We start from the raw sequence: 19,456 nt of genomic DNA on the forward strand, positions 1-19,456 counted from the left end.
AAAGGTGATATCATGTCTGAAACTAAAAAGATCGTTGTTTTAGGTGCAGGTTATGGCGGGGTTTTAACTGCCAAGAAACTTGCAAAGAAATTTAAAAAGAGAGACGATGTTTCTATCACTGTGATTGATAAGAATCCTTATCACACAATGTTGACAGAATTACACGAAGTAGCAGCAGGTCGTGCTCCTGAAACAGCAGTAAGAATCGAACTTGAAAAGATTTTTGCTGGAAGAAAAGTCGAACTTGTTATGGATCACATTGGAAATATCGACTTTAAACAAAAAAAGTTAGAGGGTAAAGATAAGACATATGACTATGATTATCTTGTGCTCGGTACTGGTTCAAAACCAACATTCTTTGGTTGTAAAGGCGCTGAAAAAAACGCTTTAACACTATGGTCATTTGACGATGCCGTAAGAATAAAACACCATATTATAAACAGTTTTATTAAAGCTTCAAAAGAAACAGATGTTTGGAAGAGAAGAAAGCTTTTATCATTCATTATTATTGGTTCTGGGTTCACCGGTGTTGAAATGGCTGGTGAGCTTGGAGAATGGGTAAACAGACTATCTGAAGATTACGGAATAGATAGAGCCGAAGTAAAAATCTATAATATGGATATGTTGAAAAAAATTCTTCCTATGTTAGAAGACAGTCTTATAGACAAAACATGCAATAGATTGAGAAAACTCGGTATTGAAATACTAACAGAGTCAAATATCACAGAAGTTAAAGAAGACAGAGTTGTTATTAACGAAGAAAGAGAAATCGAAGCTAACACAATAATCTGGACAGCTGGTATTGAAGGAAGTGAAGTAATTCAAAATTCAGATGATGTTGAAACCGTTGCAAGAGGAAGAGTTGAAACTGATGAATACTTGAGAGCAAAAGGTAAAAAAGATGTATTCGTTGTTGGAGACAACATTTTCTTCATCCCTGAAGGAGAAGAAAAACCTGTTCCTCAAATGGTTGAAAATGCAGAACAATCTTCCGACTTAGTTGCAGAAAACTTAACTGCCACAATAAATGAAAAAGAATTAGAACCTTACAAACCAAAATTTCACGGAGTTATGGTTTCTGTAGGTGGAAGATACGCCGTTGCTCAGGTTGGAAATCCAAATAAACCTTTAAAATTCTCTGGTTGGATTGCCATGTTCATAAAACATTTCATAAACGTTATTTACTTTATACAAATCGCTGGATTCCACAAACCATGGAATTACATAATTGACGAATTTTTTCACGTACCAGATAAAAGAAGTTTCCTTGGTGGACACTTTGCCAAAAGATCACCAAATTTCTGGTTGGTACCTTTAAGAATCTTTGTAGGTTGGAAATGGCTTGAAGAGGGTCTTGCAAAAGTTGGAGATGTAATAAAAGATCCAAGCAACATATTTTTGATACCTGCAAAAGTAACTGACGCTGCCACTGCAGCATCTGGTGAAGCCGCCGAAACCGCTACAGAATGGGGAGAAGCTTTAGGTGTTCCCGGATGGATTCAAAGCATTTCCGACTGGGGTATGAATTTAATGTTCTACACTCCTGAAGGTGACTTTACCGTTATGGCTACAATTTTCCAAACAGCTATGGTATTTGCAGAAATTATTTTTGGTATATTCCTAATAATCGGTATGTTTACAGCTTTCTCTTCATTAGCTACATTTGTGATGAGTTTACTGATCTGGGCATCTGGTACAGCTCCACTTGAAATGGCTTGGTATTTTGTTGCTGAAATAGCGTTAATCGGTGGATCAGGAAGTACTTTTGGTGTAGATTACTACTTATTACCTTGGTTAAAGAAAAAATGGAAAAATATCAAATGGGTCAAAAAGTGGTACTTGTATAGTTAATGAAATTAATGATTTATAGTTTTAAAAATATTAAATTTTGGTGATGTGATGAGTACATTTTGGAGTGAATATCCAGAAATAGAAGAAAAATTAATATTTGTAAAAAACAATATGCTCGAAAAAAGCAAAAGCAGTGAAAAGTATCTTGACCGTTCATTTGAATATCTTTATTCGACGGGCGGCAAGATGCTACGACCTGCGTTCATAATAATTGGTAGTTTATTCATGAAACAAAAACTGAACGAAGAAAAAGATAAACTGATAAAAGATCTTGCTTCTGCAGTAGAAATGCTCCATACAGCAACTTTAGTTCACGATGATGTAATAGACGATTCTTTTTTGAGAAGGGGAAAAGAAGCAATACATTCAAAATATTCCAAAGAATATGCGGTTTACATGGGAGATTATCTTTTTAGTGAATCTTTTTTAATACTTTCTGATTACAACATACCAAGAGATGTGATGAAAAATCTCGCTCAAGGTATTTCAACGATCTGTAAAGCAGAGATGCTCCAAAATCACTATAGATATGATTCAAAAGTTTCTGTTGAAGAATATTTAAAAGTGATATCTGGAAAAACAGCTGCTCTTTTTGGAATAAGTCTTTCTTTGGGAGCCAACCAGGTTGGAATAGAAGAAGAAAAGACAAATAAGTTATATGAAATTGGGAATAACATAGGTTTAGCCTTTCAAATAACTGACGATATACTTGATTTCACAAGTGATGAAAAAACTCTTGGTAAAGAAGTTAAATCAGATATTATAATGGGCTATTATACATTACCACTTTTATTGGCTTTTCATTCAGAAAACAAAGACGAGTTACAAAAAATCTTTGAAAAAGATAATATGAATGAAAGTGATTTAGATCAGGTTTTTGAAATAGTTAGAAAAAGTGGTGCAATAGAAGAGTCAAAAAAACATGCAAAAAAATACATTGATAAAGCTACAAACGAATTAGATAAATTTGAAGATACAAAAGGAAAACAAATTTTAAAAGCCATATTACCGAAAATACTAAAAAGATCTTATTGAGGTGTCTGTATGAATGTAAAATCTTTCTTTAAATTTGTAGAAATACAGACGAAGTTAGCAAGTGTGCTACCTTTTTTACTTGGAATTGTATTTGCAATCTACAGATATGATAATTTTAATATCTTTAACGTAGTCCTTATGTTCATATCGTTGGTATTCTTTGATATGACCACAACAGCTATTAACAATTACATAGACTTCAAAAAAGCAAACAAAAAAGAGGGCTACAATTTCGAAAAGCACAACGCTATGGTGAAATACAATTTGAGTCCAAATCAAGCAAAAATAACTATATTCACAATGTTAACAATAGCTGTAATAACTGGATTAATCCTTTTCTCATTAACAGATTGGTTTGTCCTACTAATAGGAGTTATCTCGTTTATAACCGGAATTCTTTATTCTTATGGACCAATTCCTATTTCAAGAATGCCTTTGGGAGAGATTTTTTCAGGGTTTTTCATGGGTTTTGTAATATTTTTTCTGACAGTATACATAAATATATTTAACACAGAGATTATTTCAATAAGCAACGAAGGTTTTAATATATATCTTTTTCTTAATCTTAAAGAATTTTTAGTTTTGTTCTTTGTGTCTTTTCCTTTAGTGATAACAATCGCAAACATAATGCTTGCAAATAACACTTCAGATCTGGAAGATGACATAGTCAACAATCGATACACCCTTCCTTATTATTTGGGAAGAGAAAATGCTTTAAAATTATTTAAATGGTCATACTACATAGGTTTTATAGATATAATAATTTTAACAATATTGGGAATACTACCTTGGATATCATTATTAATTTTGTTGGTAATTATTCCAGTACAAAAAAACATAAAAAAATTCGAAAAAATACAAACAAAAAAAGACACTTTTGTTGTTTCGGTGCAAAATCATTTTATGATAAGTTTTTCTTTTATAGCAACATTATTGGTACAGATTTTGTTATTATAAAATAGTAAGCAACACATTTATATGGGAGGTTATATTATGAAAAAGTTACTATCATTGGTAATGGTATTTACTCTTGTTGTGTTTTCCTTTGCAGCTGGTCATATTGACTTAGCTAATGGAACATATAGAGCTGAAATGGTAGAAGCATCACACGGCTGGGTTGACTTTGTTGAACTAACCGTTAAAGATGGAAAAATTGCAGATGTGCTAATGGATTCTTATAATGTTGAAGACGGCAGTCTCAAATCAAACGATGCTAACTATGCAAAAAACATGGGTATGGATCCAGAAAAATATTTTGGAGAATTAGCAAAAGATTTAGAAAAATCACAAAATATCGATGAAGTTGACACAGTAACTGGTGCAACTCACTCAAGTGATAATTTCAGAGCTTTAGTAAAAGGTATCTTGGAAAGAGGAGTTACTGATGGAACTATTGCTGTAAATGTATCAGCTTACAACAAGGCAGACGGAACATACAGAGCTGAAGCTACAGAACCAGTACACGGTTGGACTGATTTCTTAGATGTCACAGTAAAAAACGGAAAAATTACAAAAGTTGTTGCAGATTCATTCAATGCTGATGGAGAATTAAAAACAAATGATGCTAACTATGCAGAAAATATGGGTATGGATCCAGCTAAATACTTTGCTACTTTAGCAGATAGATTAGTAAAAGCTGATAGACCATCTGACGTTGATACAGTAACAGGAGCTACAAGTTCATCTAATGCTGTAAGATTCTTAGCTCACGCTATTAAATACAGAGGAATTCCTGGTGAAACAATTAAAGTTAATTTCTCTAACTTTGCCGCTTCAAATTTAGCTGACGGTGAATACAGAGCAGAAATGGCAGAAGCTTCACACGGTTGGATAGATTTCTTAGAAATCACAGTTAAAAATGGAATTATTGTAAACGCTTATGCTGATTCTTTCAATGCCAATGGAGGATTAAAAACAGACGATCCTAATTATGGAAAAAATATGGGAATAGAACCTTCAAGATACTTTTCTGTATTATCATATAGAGTTATCGCTGAACAATCAGCAAGTGAAGTAGACACATTCACTGGTGCAACAAGCACATCAAACAGTGTAAAAACATTATTAAACGGAATTATTGAAAATGGAAAACCTGGAAAAACAATAACAGTAAAATAAGTTTTACATATGAAAATAGGTTGGGAAAATTCCCAACCTATTTTTTATATTATTTATTGGTTTTCAAAATGTTCTATTAACGTTGTCTCATTCAATAAATCGTATATGTACATGTTATAAGAAAAATCGGATCCAAATGCAAATTCAACTTCTACATCATAACCAATATAACTAATTCCGTTAATTTCACCTATTAAATTTTTAATTTCCGGAACAAGATTAGTGTTTACATTAGTCCCGTCATATTTATCCATCAACAATAATTCTGCTAATGGTGAACTAAATCCTGATTCAACATACATATTAAAATCAGCTAAATCCATTCCATCTGAAATACCACCAAAATTAATAGTTATTTCCATATCAGCTAATAAAATTGGATCTCCAGTTGAATCTTCTTCTATAACAACACCATCATCTGAAATAACTAAACTTCCAAAAGGTAAAGCACTTCTCAAAATATCTATAATATCTCCCATATCACCAAAAACAGTTTCATTTAACTTAACTTGTTCTTCGTTGATCATTTCAATTTGTCTCATTTCAGTCATTTTGAAATTTTGTTTTTGTAATGTTGTTGTATCTGTAGCTGATTCCATTATATCCATCATGTGTATGTTAGCTTCCAGAAAATTAACCCTCTCTCTATTTTGAAATCTGTTAGTAGCTTCAAATTGAACTATTTTATGGTAATTTTCTAACACCATATCTATCATTGAAATGATATTGGAAATGTTAGGCGTAAGAACCATGTTATCGTTTATAACATCTGTCATACTTACTTTTGTAGAATCCACATCATTAGGAGAAACTCTATCAAAAATAATAGAAAAATCGCTTTCCAATTCTGAAACTGTAGGGGTAGCACTTCCGCTATCTATTTTATATATAGCTTCAAGATCTCCTGTTCCTTTAATTTCATCCATAAAATATATCAAATCTTCTATGAACTCCGTTTTTACATAATCTGTTTCAAAAGTATAAGTTCCATCTTTAAAATAATATCTTGTATCGCTTAAATCTGTATACTCAAAACCATAAGATATTTGTGCAAACTCTATTATCATATCTTTGTTTTGAGGTGTGAAAATTTGTTCATCTAATAAGTTAATAATTGCATCCACAAAAGATTTTACAGTCATAAAATCACGATAATCAAATGCAATACCATTTGAAGGAATATAATTCAAAGCATCAAAGTCACTTTCAGGATCCATATCAAGATTATCTCCCATTACAATATTCATAAAATATCCTGCTGGGTTTTTTTCCATGATGATATTAATTTCTTGTTCGTTTACAATTTTATTTAACCTTGATGATAAATTAGCCAAATAATTAGCAATTTCTGTACCCGTTACAATACCTTTTATGTCCAATAGATTATCATAAATTACTGTAATTTGTTCTTGTATATCTGCTTTTGGTCCAGTATAATAATCTGATTCACCATAAACTTTATCTCCAAAAATATTACTTAATTCAGAAGCAGCCTCGGAGATATTAGTTAAATATGTTGCAGCATCGCTAAAATCTTCGTCCATACCCCTAACATATGTGGTAAAAAATTCCTCTGTTTCAAAAATAGCCATAGCTGCATTTCCTGCTGGATCATTTGAATTTGCAGTTAATAAAGCTTCTGCTTCTGATTTACTAGTACCGTCAAAATCATTAATGGTAAATTCTGTAGTACCTGCTGTATCTACATCTCCATCATCAGTCACTCCAGTACAAGATATCAATAAAAAAACCAACATAAAAGCTATAGAAAAAAGCAATACTTTTTTCATAAAAAATCCCCTCCCTAAGAATTTATTTTATTATTAAATTCTTGATTTAAAAAACTTGGCAGTTTGAAAATCTTTAGAAGGGCTGGTTTTTCAATAATATAAATTTTTTGAAATCACTATCTTTTTATTACTATAAATAATTAATAGAAGCAATATTAGTAAAATTATATACACCTGCCACAAAATTTAGACAGTTATATTATAACTCTTTTTTCACTTTTTATTCAACTATTATTAATTATTTTTTTGTTATAAAAACAACCCCATTTTCTGAGGTTGTTTGAAAAACAAATTATTTTAAAGTCATTATTTTATTATAGATCAAACTCAAATATGTCAAAGCATACATTGTAGAACCTCTTACAGTTAACAAATCCCAACTTCTAAAAACATTTTCAGCATCATATTTATTCGTGTTTCCAAAGTAAATATATGATATTAAAGAAAAATCTCTGTCACCAATATCCGAAGTTTTTTCATCTACTAGTCCATAATCACCTATATCTATATGCTCTGAAGATATATATATTTTATCTGAATCAATTAATATATGAGCTAAACCAAAAGATAATCCAAATATATATTCAAAAGGTTCTTCATTAATAATAATTTCTGTAACTTCTGCTCTATAAGAAAATGGAACAAAATTAGACTCTTGAAAAAAAACTGCTAAAAGTAACTCTGGAGGTATGTCGTTGAAATTAATATTTTGACCATATACCCAAGGATTGGAATTAGATATATTTTGAGTAAATGAAATATTTGAATCTGTGTATGTAACAGCTATTCTAGCTAAATATTCTGCGTATTCATCTTTTATAGTTGTACTCAAAGTTTCTGTAGAGTCAAATATGGCAGGATATACTGTTGAATCAACCATTTGAGAATTAGCATAAAAATCATACCATCTATCAAAATTGTTTCCATCTTTCATATAATGATCTAAAATTTCGTATATTCTTGGTTTTAATTCAATAACTTTAGTATTATATTTTGAAACTAAATCAGGATTAAAATTAATACTTGGTGGTGCATCAGTGTTATCAACTGGAATTTCATTATCAAAATAATTTATCAACCAATTATTTTGATAATCTGATTCATCATCAGAACCATAACTACTATTCTCTATTACATTTCCTATATAATTTCTAATTCTTATATCAGTTGGTTTCAATATATCCCCCATAGCTTTGGTAAAATGTTGTTCCAAGGTTATTTCACCTTTGAAAAAAGAATATAGAGACATAACGTTATTAGCTCCAGCGTGCGTTAAAGCTAATTCTTCTAATTCTGAAATTGAAAGAGAAGCGCCTTCATTGTAAGCTGTGTATATTAATTTCACATTTTGGTATTCATCTTCTGTCCAATCTATATTTGTTCCAGTGTTTGTATTTGAATCATTAAGCAGCACACAAGAACTAAAAATAAAAATAATCGATAATAACAACGTAAAAAACAAACTTTTTTTCATAGTAACCCCTCCTTTTAAAATGCCCCGCATTTTGTTGTTGGTTTCTTCCCCTCCAACATCCAACCATAAACCCTCAACAGAAATTGTAAAACAATTTCTACTATACAACCTACTTTGAGTTTTTATATTTCGAAATTGTTCTAAAATCAAGTGTCTAAACTCCTCACCAATAAAGTGGTCCCCTCCTCTTAAACATTAAGAGGAGAACAAAATTTTGCAAAGCAAAATTGACTTAACAGATATTTAGACTCGTTATGCTCGCTCAACATGACATATATAAAGCTTTTTACCAATATTTTTAACAAACAATCAACAACCTTCAACCAACGACAGAAATTGTGAAACAATTTCTACTCTTCCAAGAGAAATCTCCGATTTCTTAACCAACTATCAATCAAACTAACTAGTTACTAAATATCAAAATTTTCTATAAACTTATCAACATTCTTATTATCATAAATAACAAAACGTACTTCTGAAAGGTGTTTTGGATTCTTTTTAAAAAAGTCGATAACTGCATCCTTATAAACTTTCACTGCTTTTTCAAAAGGATAACCAAAAATACCGGCACTTATACAAGGCAAAGAAACGCTCGTTAATTCAAGTTCTTCTGCCTTTTTTAATGAATTATAAACTGCTAAATAAAGATAATCTCTCTCATCTTTGTTTCCTCCATACCAAATAGGCCCAACAGTATGAATAACGTACTTAGCGTTCAAATCTCCAGCAGAAGTAACAGCAACCTCTCCTGTTTTTACCTTTCCATATTTTTGAACGTATTCGTTAGATTCTTTCTGCAAATTTGGGCCAGCTTTTCTTGAAATAACTCCCGCAACTCCACCACCGTGAGATAGTGTAGAATTAGCTGCATTTACTATTGCATCAACCTTTTCTTCTGTTATATCGCCCTTAATCAACAAAATCTTATAATTATCAACATCATAACTTTTTAAAATCTCATTTTTCATAGCTAAAACACCCCTTTTTTGAGTTATGAACTTTCAACGTTTATAACTCTGTTTGGTTTATAAATCTCAAAAATATCATAAATAAATAATTATAAAAGATATAAACATTGTGAAAAAATCAAAGTTTATAAAAATGTCGAAAGTCGAGTTATAGACAAAAAATTCGATAACCAGGTTCAAAAATTATCAACATTTGAAAACTATCAACATAGTAATAGTATACAAAGATATGTAAAAAAGTTATCAACAATTTTTCGTCGATAAAAAAATTGCAAGTTTATAACTTATCGACCTGTATAAATCATAACCCATAACAGTTTTAGTGACTTTTAAACTATCAACATCATATCACTATCACTACCACCTTTAAATAATAGGAGAGTAAAAATCTCTATCAACATAAATTATTTTCAAAAAATTATTATGAAAAAATAATCTCATTAACATTATAACTCGTATAACATGATAAAATAAATTGATTGATTTTGATTTGAATATTTTTTAATTGAAAGGGGATTATTAAAAATGAAAAGTGGAAGATTAGTAGTAATTGTAGGACCTATGTATTCAGGAAAAACTTCAGAACTTCTTTCTTACGTAGAAATTTATGATTTAGGCAAAAAGAAATTCAAAGCATTTAAACCCTTAATAGATAATAGATATGAAGATACTTATATAGTTTCCCATAATAAAACTAAAGTAAATGCTATTCCAATTTCAAAACCAGAAGAAATATTAAAAAACATAGATGGAGACGAAAAAGCTATTTTCATAGATGAAATTCAATTCATAAATGAAAACCTAAAAGATGTTGTTATAACTCTAAGAAAAAATGGTGTAGATGTTTATTGTTCAGGACTTGATTTAACCTTCAAAAATAACGTATTTCCAACAACTTCAGTTCTTATGTCATATGCTGATGAAGTCATAAAGAAAAAAGCTGTTTGCCATGAATGTGGCGAATATACAGGAACTATTTCTTATAAAATTGTTGAAGATGAAAAAGGTGAAATAGATGTTGGAGGTTTTGAAAAATATATAGCAGTTTGTAGGGATTGTTATACAAAACTAAATAAGAAAAAAGAAGAATCTAAAAAGATGAATAGATTATTTTAACGAGGAGTATTTTTATGAAAACAGTAATAACCACACATAACAATCCGGATTTTGACGGATTTGCTGCAGCTTTTGCTGCTTCTTTGATATATGAAAATCCTATAATTGTTATTAAAGGGCAACCAGCAAAAAATCTTAACGAATTTTTGCATATATACGAGCTTGAATTCTATTATGAAAATGAATTTCTTGAAGAATTTAAAGAAGATATAGATAATGAAGGTTTTTCTAAAGTTGTCATTGTTGATACTGCTGATATAAATAGAATTCCTAAATCAATAAAAAAATTAATAGAAAATGGAATAGAAGTTGACATTTACGACCACCATCCTAAACTAAGGGATAGAAACATAAAAGGTAACGATTATTCAAAAGAAATGGGAGCTGCTGTCACAATTGTTCTTCAAAAAGTATTTGAAAAAAAAATAGATCTTCCAGATACCTATGAAACTCTTTTTTTAATAGCAATTCACGAAGACACGGGAAATTTTGTATATACCACGACGGAAATAGATGATCATTTAGTAGCTGCTGAACTTATAAAAAACGGGGCAAGATTAGAAGAAGTAGAAGAATTTGTATCACTTGAAATGACAGAAGAACAAAAAGAACTTTTTGATAAACTGTATAACAATATCCATGATTTTTACGTCAACGACTTAAATGTATTTATATCCTATTGGGAAATAGAAAAATTCATAGGTGGCCTAAATGTTATAACACACAAAATCTTTGAAGCATTGATGCCAGATATCCTTTTCGTTGTAGTTAGAATGGGGAAAAACGCTTATATAGTTGGTAGATCAAGAACTGATGAAATTGATTTAAACACAATTTTAAGTGTTTTTGGTGGTGGAGGTCATAAAAAAGCCGGGGCAGCAAAGGCTAAAGAAATTCCTGTCCAAACCATAATAGACAAAATTATTTCTAAATTAAAAGAGAGCTTTATACCAGTGATAAAAGCCTCAAATATAATGTCTTCTCCTGTAAGGACTATACTCTCTGAACAAAAAATAGAAAAAGCTTATGAAATAATGGAACAAACTGGTCATTCCAGCTTACCGGTTGTAGACAAAAACAAACTTGTTGGGTTGATAACTAAAAAAGATGTTGAAAAAGCAAGAAAACATAAATTATCTCACGCTCCAGTGAAATCTGTAATGACAAATAATTTAAAAGTTGTGGATACAGATACTTCGGTTTCACACATAAGAAAAATCATGGCCGAGAATGACATTGGCAGGCTCCCTGTGCTAAAAGATGGTATCCTCATGGGTATAATTACAAGGTCGGATATTTTAAGGGCTTCTAATGGCGTATTAGATTTTTCGCCAAATCCAATAATAAAAGAAAAGTACGATACATTCAACGTATCAAAAAAAATGCAAAAACAACTACCTAAAAGAATAATGAACCTTTTGAGGTTGTTGGGGGCTTATGGTTCAGAAAGAAAAACTCCTGTTTATGTAGTTGGGGGTTTTGTAAGAGACCTTTTGTTAAATGTGGAAAATTTGGACATTGATATAGTAGTTGAAGGTGATGGGCCGGAATTTGGTAAATTCGTTGCTGAGCAGCTAATGATTAAGTATGTCGTCCATGAAAAATTCAATACCTGTTCTCTTTTTTTCAAAGATGGGTTCAGAATAGATGTGGCAACAGCGAGAACTGAATATTATGAATCACCTGCTGAACTTCCAAAAGTAGAAGTTTCTACAATAAAGAAGGATTTATACAGAAGAGACTTTTCAATAAATGCAATGGCAATAAAATTAAATCAAGAAACTTTTGGTACGTTATTAGATTTCTTTAACTCAAAAAAAGATCTTGAAGAGGGAATAATAAAAGTACTATATTCTCTTTCTTTTGTAGAAGATCCAACAAGAATATTAAGAGCAATAAGGTTTGAACAAAGATACAACTTTCAAATAGATGAACAAACATGTGAATACATGAAAAAAACAGTAAAAAATGAATATCTCGAAAAAGTAACAGGTCCAAGAATTAGAGATGAGTTAGAAAAAATATTGAAAGAACCAAAACCGTTGAAATCTATTAGGAGAATGGGAGAGTTCAAAATAATATCTCATCTTTTTCCGTTTTCGTATTATACGCCAACTTTGGACAAAGACGTGGAAAAACTCTTTGAATTATACGGTTATTTTGAAAAAAATTATAAACAATACACACAAAATGTTAGGTTTTTACACCTTTTACTCTTTGTCTTATTACAATACACTCCAGAAGAAACTGTTAAATTCATAGAATATCGATATGGTCTACCGGGGAACTTTTATGATAATTTAGCAGAGGCAAGAGAATCATTTGAAAAGCTAAACGAATTAAAACATCCTCAATACTCTCATTTTTTTGACTGTATAAAAATATTGAACAGCGAACAGATTATCTTTGTGGCTGTTAAATTAAAAGAGAATTTGAGAGAAAAATTGTTTAAATATTTTGATAAAATTGAAAATTTAGAATTATCTGTAAATGGAAAAGAGCTAAAAGACAAGGGGTATTACGGAAAAGAAATAAAAAACAAATTAGAAGAACTGACAAAAAAGTTGTTAAACGATGAAATAAAACCAGGAGAAGAAAGAAAGTATATATAGTAGAAATTGTGAAACAAATTCTACTGGAGGGGCGATTTATTTGAAAAAATATTTTTTATATTTTTTAGTGATATTTTTTTCTATTATTTCTTTTTCATCTGCGAAAATTTTAACAACTGAAGATTCAGATTATTACCTAATTAAAGAGAGCAATAAAATATTTTATCCTTTTTACTCAGAGGATAAAATAAATTATGACAATATCTTTGAAATAGAATTTCCCATAAAATACGAAAACAGATTTTCTTCTGATTTCAAGTTTCCTGCTTCTTGGTATATATCTTCAACAATAGATCAAAACTTACACAGAGAAATAGTCCTTGAAAACAACGACTTAATAAATTTCTATTTTAAAAGCAGTTATGAAGATAAGTTTTATTCTCAATTTACCGGGGATTTTCAAATAGCTGGAACTTCTTATTACGAATATGGAAATTACTCTTTATATAATTTACCCCAAATCACTTATATGAGTCTTGATTTCCCAAAAATATCTTATTTATCTTTAAGAGAGGATAATTTTTCTTTTATTTTAGGTAGAAATAAGGTATCTACAGGCCCTTTGAAATACGACTTACTTCTTTCTGAAGCTTCACCATATTATGATAATTTCACATTTAAATACGATTTTGAAAACAAGTTAAATTATAGATTTTCTTGGTTATCTTCAATACCTTTTATGAGCACAGAAGAATACTCAGAATACTTTGAAAACCAAGAAACTTTGAGTGGGTATAGAAATGATTTTGTGAATACACTAAATTTCAATTACAATAATAATCATTTCGGTTTATCAAATTTAAACCACGTGACAGAAAATTTGCCAAGCCCTTTTCAAGTATTATTTTTTTCAGATAGAGGATTATTATCTTTCTACTATTTAAACGAAAATTATTTTGATATATATTTTGAAGGTGTGGCTAACTATCCAGATTTTTCTAAGGGGTTTGGAGTTGGAATTTCAAAAACTTTCAATTTTAGAAATATAAACATAAGGCCTGGAATTGAGTATTACTATACTCAAAGCGGACTATACAGCGCTGAAAAAGCATATGATGAACTTTTTTACAGATCATTCTCACTTTCAAACACCCCAGGTGCAAGACTTATGTTTGACTATCCTTTTGGCTTGAAATACGGAGATAATTCAAAAATAACGAATATATCCGTGGTTTTATTCGATTCTTATGGGAATGGCTATGTAGATATAAACTATGATTTTGGAATATATGATGAAAACCAAATCAATTATTTTAGTATAAAATCCATATATGATTTAAAATTCACCAAGATCAAACTAACATATAACGATATAAACAATAATACAAAGATATTTAATTTGCATCTTATTTTTGATTTAAAAATAGGAATATAAAGAAGGCTTTTAAATGAAAAAGATTAGTTTGTTATTATTTTTGATAATCACAGTTTTTTCTTTTTCTGAAATTGTAAGAGAAAAAGACATATTAATAAAAAATATAAACCAGGGGATTAATTTTACAAATGTAACCCCTTATCCTTCTTATTTTGGAAACTATTTTGAAGTAGATGATTATACAATTCACTATAATTCAAAACCTTTTTGGATTATGTACGGGAAATATACAACGGATTGGGGAGATTTTGAAAGAAACCTATATCTTTCTGACTCTTTGCCTTATGTAGTTGGATTAACAGGTGGGTTTGAAAACAAGGGAGTAAAAATAATATTTGGTGTGTATGACTTGAATTTTGAACTGAGCAATGAAGAGTGGCTCATTCAAAAAACACCTGGAATAGATGGAAACTCAGATAGACGTGGTTTAGATGGTTACAAAGGATATGCAGAACCATACAAAACGTATATTATTCACAGAATAGAGTTTGACTCTTTACAGTTTTTGAGAGTGTCATTTAGCGAAATCAACCTTGTTGGGGGAAAAATTCCCGACCTTGTAGATGTTAACCCTTTTGGGATATTGCACAATACTTATGGTGAAGGATATTCTAATACAATATTGGGAGCAGACTTTTCATTGATCCCAATAAAAAAATTGCAAATTTATGGACAATTTGCAATGGATGATTTTGTTGTTCCAGATACAGAGGCTGGTGCCACTAATTACAAACCAACATCATTAGCTTATGCCCTTGGAGGTAGATATGTTTATAGGTTAGATGATTATTACCTTGCACCAAAATTTGAGTACTACAAAGTGTACACCTGGATGTACAACAGATGGCAAAAACTCTTGAAATTTACCGCAGAATACGATGGAGTTGAAATTCCGGTTGGTTTTGATTATGGAAATGACATGGAAGGTTTTTTATTTGGATTTGATCTGTTATTTGATTGGAATTTAAAAGTTAAATTCCTGTCAGAATTCTATAAAAAAGGTGCCATAGATTTAAATACAAGTTATTCAGATGAAAGAAAACAAGATTATGAAAATTGGGCAGGCCCCTATCCACCGGTGAGTGATTTTATAAAACTATCACTACATTTTGAAATAAATTACTGAGTAATTTATTTAATTGTTAGTTGGAGGATGACATTCATTTATCATTTTAATAAATATTTTTCTGCTAAAATAATAAATAGATACGATGATCTAGTGAAGAGTGCTATTTATTATTTTTTAATAGTAAATTTTCTTTGAAAATAACTGATGAGTTTTCTCCATCAACTAACCACAGAAATCTTTGATTTCTTCACTTCCAACCTCCAACTTTCAACAGAAATTATGTAATAATTTCTACTTCATGACCTACTTTGAGTTTTTATATTTCGGAATTGTTCTAAAACAAAGTGCCTAAACTCCTCACCACTAAAGTGGTCCCCTCCTCTAAAACATTTAGAGGAGACTCAAATTTTCTTTGAAAATAACTGATGAGTTTTCTCGCCAACTCGCAGCTTCGCTGCATTCCTCGCAAAGCTTTTTTGCATTCTTCGCTTGCTTTGCAAGCACTCTTCCTTCTGAAAAAGTCTCTGTCATTTTTAATACCTATCTCTTAAAGAGAACATTTTTTTCAACTCGCTGTCGTTCATTTCTGTTATCCATTTTTCACCTTTTTGAACTAACTCATTGGATAACTCTTTCTTTTCGTTTATTATTTCGTTTATCCTTTCTTCAAAAGTATTTGTTGTTATTAATCTGTGAACAAAAACTTTTTTATCCTGTCCAATTCTATACACCCTGTCAGTAGCCTGGTTTTCAACAGCAGGATTCCACCACAAATCATAGTGTATAACGTGGTTTGCAGCAGTTAAATTCAACCCGGTTCCACCTGCTTTTAAAGAAACTATCATAACTGGTATATCTTCATCATTGTTGAATTTGTCTATTAAATCTTCTCTTTGTTTTGAATTCAATCCCCCATGAAAGAATAGAATCTTTTTGTTGAATTTATCTTCCAACATCTTTTTTAGAATTTTACCCATTTGAACATATTGGGTAAAAATAAGTGCTTTTTCTTCAATTTCAATTATATTTTCTATTAATTCTACAGTTTTTTCCGATTTTCCAGATATTTTTACGTTGTATTCAAAATCGTTATTATAGTTCAACGGGTGATTACATATCTGTTTTAACTTTGTTATGAGTCTAAATATGTTTCCAGATCTGCTCACACCTTTTTTATTTTTAATGCCATTCAAAGAGTAGTCCAACTCTTTTTGATAAAGTTTTTCCTGCTCTTTTGATAGATAAGTGTATTCGTCTATAACTACTTTATCTGGAAGATCTTTGATAACATTGGTATCGTTTTTCATACGTCTCAACAAAAATGGATTGATCATATTTTTGAGAGATTTTATTTTTGATTTACTTCCAAATTTTTCTATTTTTTCAATAAAATCTTTTTTAAAAAGGTTTTTATCACCAAGATATCCTGGCATTAAAAAATCGTATATACTCCATAATTCTAAAACTTTGTTTTCAATAGGAGTACCAGTTAAAGCAGCCTTATAATTCGCTTTTAATTGTTTTACAGATTTACTTTGAGAAGTTTCTGGATTTTTTATATTCTGTGCCTCATCCAAAATGACAAAATCGAAAAAATAGTTTTTCATTTGATTAATATCATGCCTAATAATTCCGTAAGACGTGATTATTAAGTCTTTATCTATGATCTCTTCCAATTCTCTTTTTGAACCATGGTAAATTTCAACGTCCAAATCTGGAGTGAATTTGTTTGCCTCTCTTTTCCAGTTTACTATTACCGAAGTTGGACAAACAACTAAAGAAGGTTTTTTCAATTTTTTTTCTTCTTTGAATTTTTGAATTATTGTTAGAATTTGTACTGTTTTTCCAAGCCCCATGTCGTCTGCAAGACAGATGTTGAACCCCTTTATTAAGTTGTTGTATATCCATTTATAACCATTTACTTGATACTTTCTCAGATTTACATTTATTTTTTCTGGAAGGGCTACATCTAATTTTTCCAAAAAATATTTTTTAAATTCCAACATTTTATCTGAAAGAATAATTTGTATTCTTTCAAAATATGAGTTAAAAAGGAATTTTAAAAAGTTGACTCTATCTATTTTTTCAAATCGTTTTTTTATATTTTTTATTTCATTCAAAAACTCAAAATCGTTAATAACAAATCTTCCTTCAAACTCAAATATTCCATTGCTTTTTTCTGAAAAATAGTTTAAATATTCATCGACACTTATTGTTATGTCATCTATTTTTATCTGAATTTCAAATTTCAAATTTTCTTTAACTTCCAAGTAAGTATAGGATTTTTTTTCTAAATCAAGAAAAATAAACGGCTCAGGTGTTTTTATATAATCAAGTTCACTTGGAATATCTATTTCTACTCCAAGTTGTTTAAGCATGTTTTTTGAATCTATGAGTATATTTGCGAGGTCAAAAGAATATATTTCAAACCTTTTTTTCTTGGTCATTAAATACTCGTTTATAATTGGAACATATTTCGAAATAAAAGAAACTTTTCTAAGTATCATATTTTTGTAGTTTGAATCTTTTCCCAAATAGTGTCTCAATTCTTCAATGGAAAAAGGGTCTCTTTTATCGAAAACATCTATTTCCAGTGAATATTTTTCTCTTCGGACTATTTTTATAGATAGTAGCATTCTTATGGGAATATTTAAGGAAAGAATTGGCTCAAAATAATTTTTAATGTTTTTATAATGATGTTTATCGTAAAATTTCATCTCATCTATTATAGTGTCAGTTATAAATGATTTTAGAATATTATCGTCCAAATCATTTTCTATATCCGTGCTTTTTAAATTGTATTTTATAACTTTTGAAATCATTATAAGTATTTTAGATAGTGAAGTTTCATTAATTTCTTCTGGAAAGATATTTAACAAATATCCAAAAAATTTAGATATACTGTCGTTTGCAAAATAAGGTAAAAAAAGCATCGAAAAATGCTCTTTGTCAATTTTTATTGGATAAGGTATGTAATAAGAATTATAAATTATAAACATGGCATAGGATATCATGTTTTTCAAAAAAATTCCCATTTTAGAATCTTTTACATTTTCTGTAAGGTTTCCATCTATTACGTCTTCCAAAAAACCTTCAAATATTTTTTTTTCATTATCGAAAATCAAATATAAATTCATCGATTTCAGGTCTAAATCTATTTTAATATCTTTTGTTAATTTAATTTTTTTATTTTCATCCGTGTTTAACTGCTCGATTTTGTGGGCGTTGTTGTCATAAATTTTGTAAAGAAATTTTTTAATATCTTTTTTTGTGAACTGATAGTTGTTGTTTAAAAATTCTATATAATCCAACATGGATTTTTGAGATTCTAATAGTTCTGGTTCTTCATCTTCTGTTGACAAATCTTTGAAAATATCCAAAAAAATGTCTTCTTTTTCTCTTTCTATGATTTCTTCTCTGTCTATACCGTGCATTTCAAAAAGAATTAATGGATCTTTGTCTAATTCTCTTGCAATTATGTAGAAAACACTGGCTATGTGCTTGCAGGGATTAGCCCAATCTGGACAGCTACAGGTAGCGTCTATATCTTCCCATTGCTCTGGAAAAAGATCTATTTTAAGCGATTTCAACATGTCATAAAATTCTTGAGGGAAATCTCCAGCTATTAAAGAGGATAAAAAATCGTATCTGCTCTTTAGAATAGTTTTTATCTGATTTTTTTCTTTATCGGTAAACTCTTTTAAATTTATTCTTTGTTCATAGGGGATATCAACAGATCCCTGTACGTATGAAAATATTTTTCCATTTTTAGGGAAAATATCTACAACATTACCTTTTCTGGCATAAGTTCTTCCTCTTGGTAATCTATTTTTAAACTTCTCAATATTTTCTATAGAATCGAGCCATTTTTTGCTCCACCAGTTCTGCGCAAACTCATTATAGTAGTATTTCATAATATCCTCCAATAATTAAGAAAATCACTTAACTACAATTTTATCATTTTTTTATTATGATTATATGAAAAAACAAAAAAAAGACGTTGAAAAAAGTCAACGCCTTTTGCCATTTAAGGCTTAATTACATATAT

Annotated in this window: 12 protein-coding genes; 8 read left to right on the top strand and 4 right to left on the bottom strand. The window is 29.8% G+C overall.

From position 1 onward, the window contains the following. The first annotated feature begins 12 nt into the window (after positions 1–12). Genes BLS00_RS08700 through BLS00_RS08715 form a run of 4 tightly spaced genes read left to right on the top strand, consistent with a single transcriptional unit; the run spans position 13 to position 5,004 of the window. Entirely contained in the window at positions 13–1,851 is a 1,839-nt protein-coding gene (locus tag BLS00_RS08700; protein ID WP_091404942.1) for an NAD(P)/FAD-dependent oxidoreductase, read from the top strand. A 48-nt stretch (positions 1,852–1,899) separates the two neighbouring features. Next, positions 1,900–2,886 carry a polyprenyl synthetase family protein gene (locus tag BLS00_RS08705; protein WP_091404944.1) on the top strand — a complete coding sequence of 329 codons (987 nt, stop codon included), beginning with the start codon at positions 1,900–1,902 and terminating at the stop codon, positions 2,884–2,886. A gap of 9 nt (positions 2,887–2,895) precedes the next feature. Then, the gene (locus BLS00_RS08710; RefSeq protein WP_091404945.1) at positions 2,896–3,843 is read left to right on the top strand and encodes a 1,4-dihydroxy-2-naphthoate polyprenyltransferase; all 948 of its coding nucleotides are present in this window, start codon (positions 2,896–2,898) and stop codon (positions 3,841–3,843) included. Positions 3,844–3,879: 36 nt separating this feature from the next. Then, positions 3,880–5,004, top strand: coding sequence for an FMN-binding protein (locus BLS00_RS08715; RefSeq protein WP_176759886.1), 1,125 nt, complete (start codon positions 3,880–3,882; stop codon positions 5,002–5,004). A 53-nt stretch (positions 5,005–5,057) separates the two neighbouring features. Here the strand turns inward: BLS00_RS08715 and BLS00_RS08720 are convergent, their stop codons facing one another. The 3 genes from BLS00_RS08720 to BLS00_RS08730 all read right to left on the bottom strand — a co-directional run bounded on the left by BLS00_RS08720 (position 5,058) and on the right by BLS00_RS08730 (position 9,236). Then, positions 5,058–6,794 (bottom strand): hypothetical protein, encoded by a 1,737-nt coding sequence (locus tag BLS00_RS08720; RefSeq protein WP_091404949.1) that lies wholly within the window; start codon positions 6,792–6,794, stop codon positions 5,058–5,060. A 292-nt stretch (positions 6,795–7,086) separates the two neighbouring features. Beyond that, positions 7,087–8,268 (bottom strand): hypothetical protein, encoded by a 1,182-nt coding sequence (locus BLS00_RS08725; protein WP_143012953.1) that lies wholly within the window; start codon positions 8,266–8,268, stop codon positions 7,087–7,089. Positions 8,269–8,678: 410 nt separating this feature from the next. After that, complete coding sequence (locus tag BLS00_RS08730; protein ID WP_091404953.1) at positions 8,679–9,236, bottom strand: macro domain-containing protein; 558 nt, start codon at positions 9,234–9,236, stop codon at positions 8,679–8,681. 525 nt (positions 9,237–9,761) lie between these two features. Between BLS00_RS08730 and BLS00_RS08735 the strand changes: the two genes are divergently transcribed. From BLS00_RS08735 to BLS00_RS08750, 4 genes are read left to right on the top strand one after another with little or no spacing between them, the layout of a single operon-like run. Further along, entirely contained in the window at positions 9,762–10,352 is a 591-nt protein-coding gene (locus tag BLS00_RS08735; RefSeq protein WP_091404955.1) for a thymidine kinase, read from the top strand. A gap of 14 nt (positions 10,353–10,366) precedes the next feature. Beyond that, a complete protein-coding gene (locus BLS00_RS08740; protein ID WP_091404958.1) occupies positions 10,367–12,964 on the top strand; it encodes a CBS domain-containing protein in 2,598 nt (865 codons plus the stop codon). Positions 12,965–13,004: 40 nt separating this feature from the next. Further along, positions 13,005–14,339, top strand: a complete 1,335-nt coding sequence (locus BLS00_RS08745) for a hypothetical protein (RefSeq protein WP_091404961.1) — start codon at positions 13,005–13,007, stop codon at positions 14,337–14,339. A gap of 13 nt (positions 14,340–14,352) precedes the next feature. Next, positions 14,353–15,465 (top strand): hypothetical protein, encoded by a 1,113-nt coding sequence (locus BLS00_RS08750; protein ID WP_091404962.1) that lies wholly within the window; start codon positions 14,353–14,355, stop codon positions 15,463–15,465. 476 nt (positions 15,466–15,941) lie between these two features. Here BLS00_RS08750 and BLS00_RS08755 read toward each other — a convergent pair whose 3' ends face one another. Beyond that, positions 15,942–19,322 (bottom strand): SNF2-related protein, encoded by a 3,381-nt coding sequence (locus BLS00_RS08755; RefSeq protein ID WP_091404965.1) that lies wholly within the window; start codon positions 19,320–19,322, stop codon positions 15,942–15,944. Positions 19,323–19,456 lie beyond the last annotated feature (134 nt).

Origin of the sequence: Geotoga petraea, from assembly GCF_900102615.1 — a bacterium.
Lineage (GTDB): Bacteria > Thermotogota > Thermotogae > Petrotogales > Petrotogaceae > Geotoga > Geotoga petraea.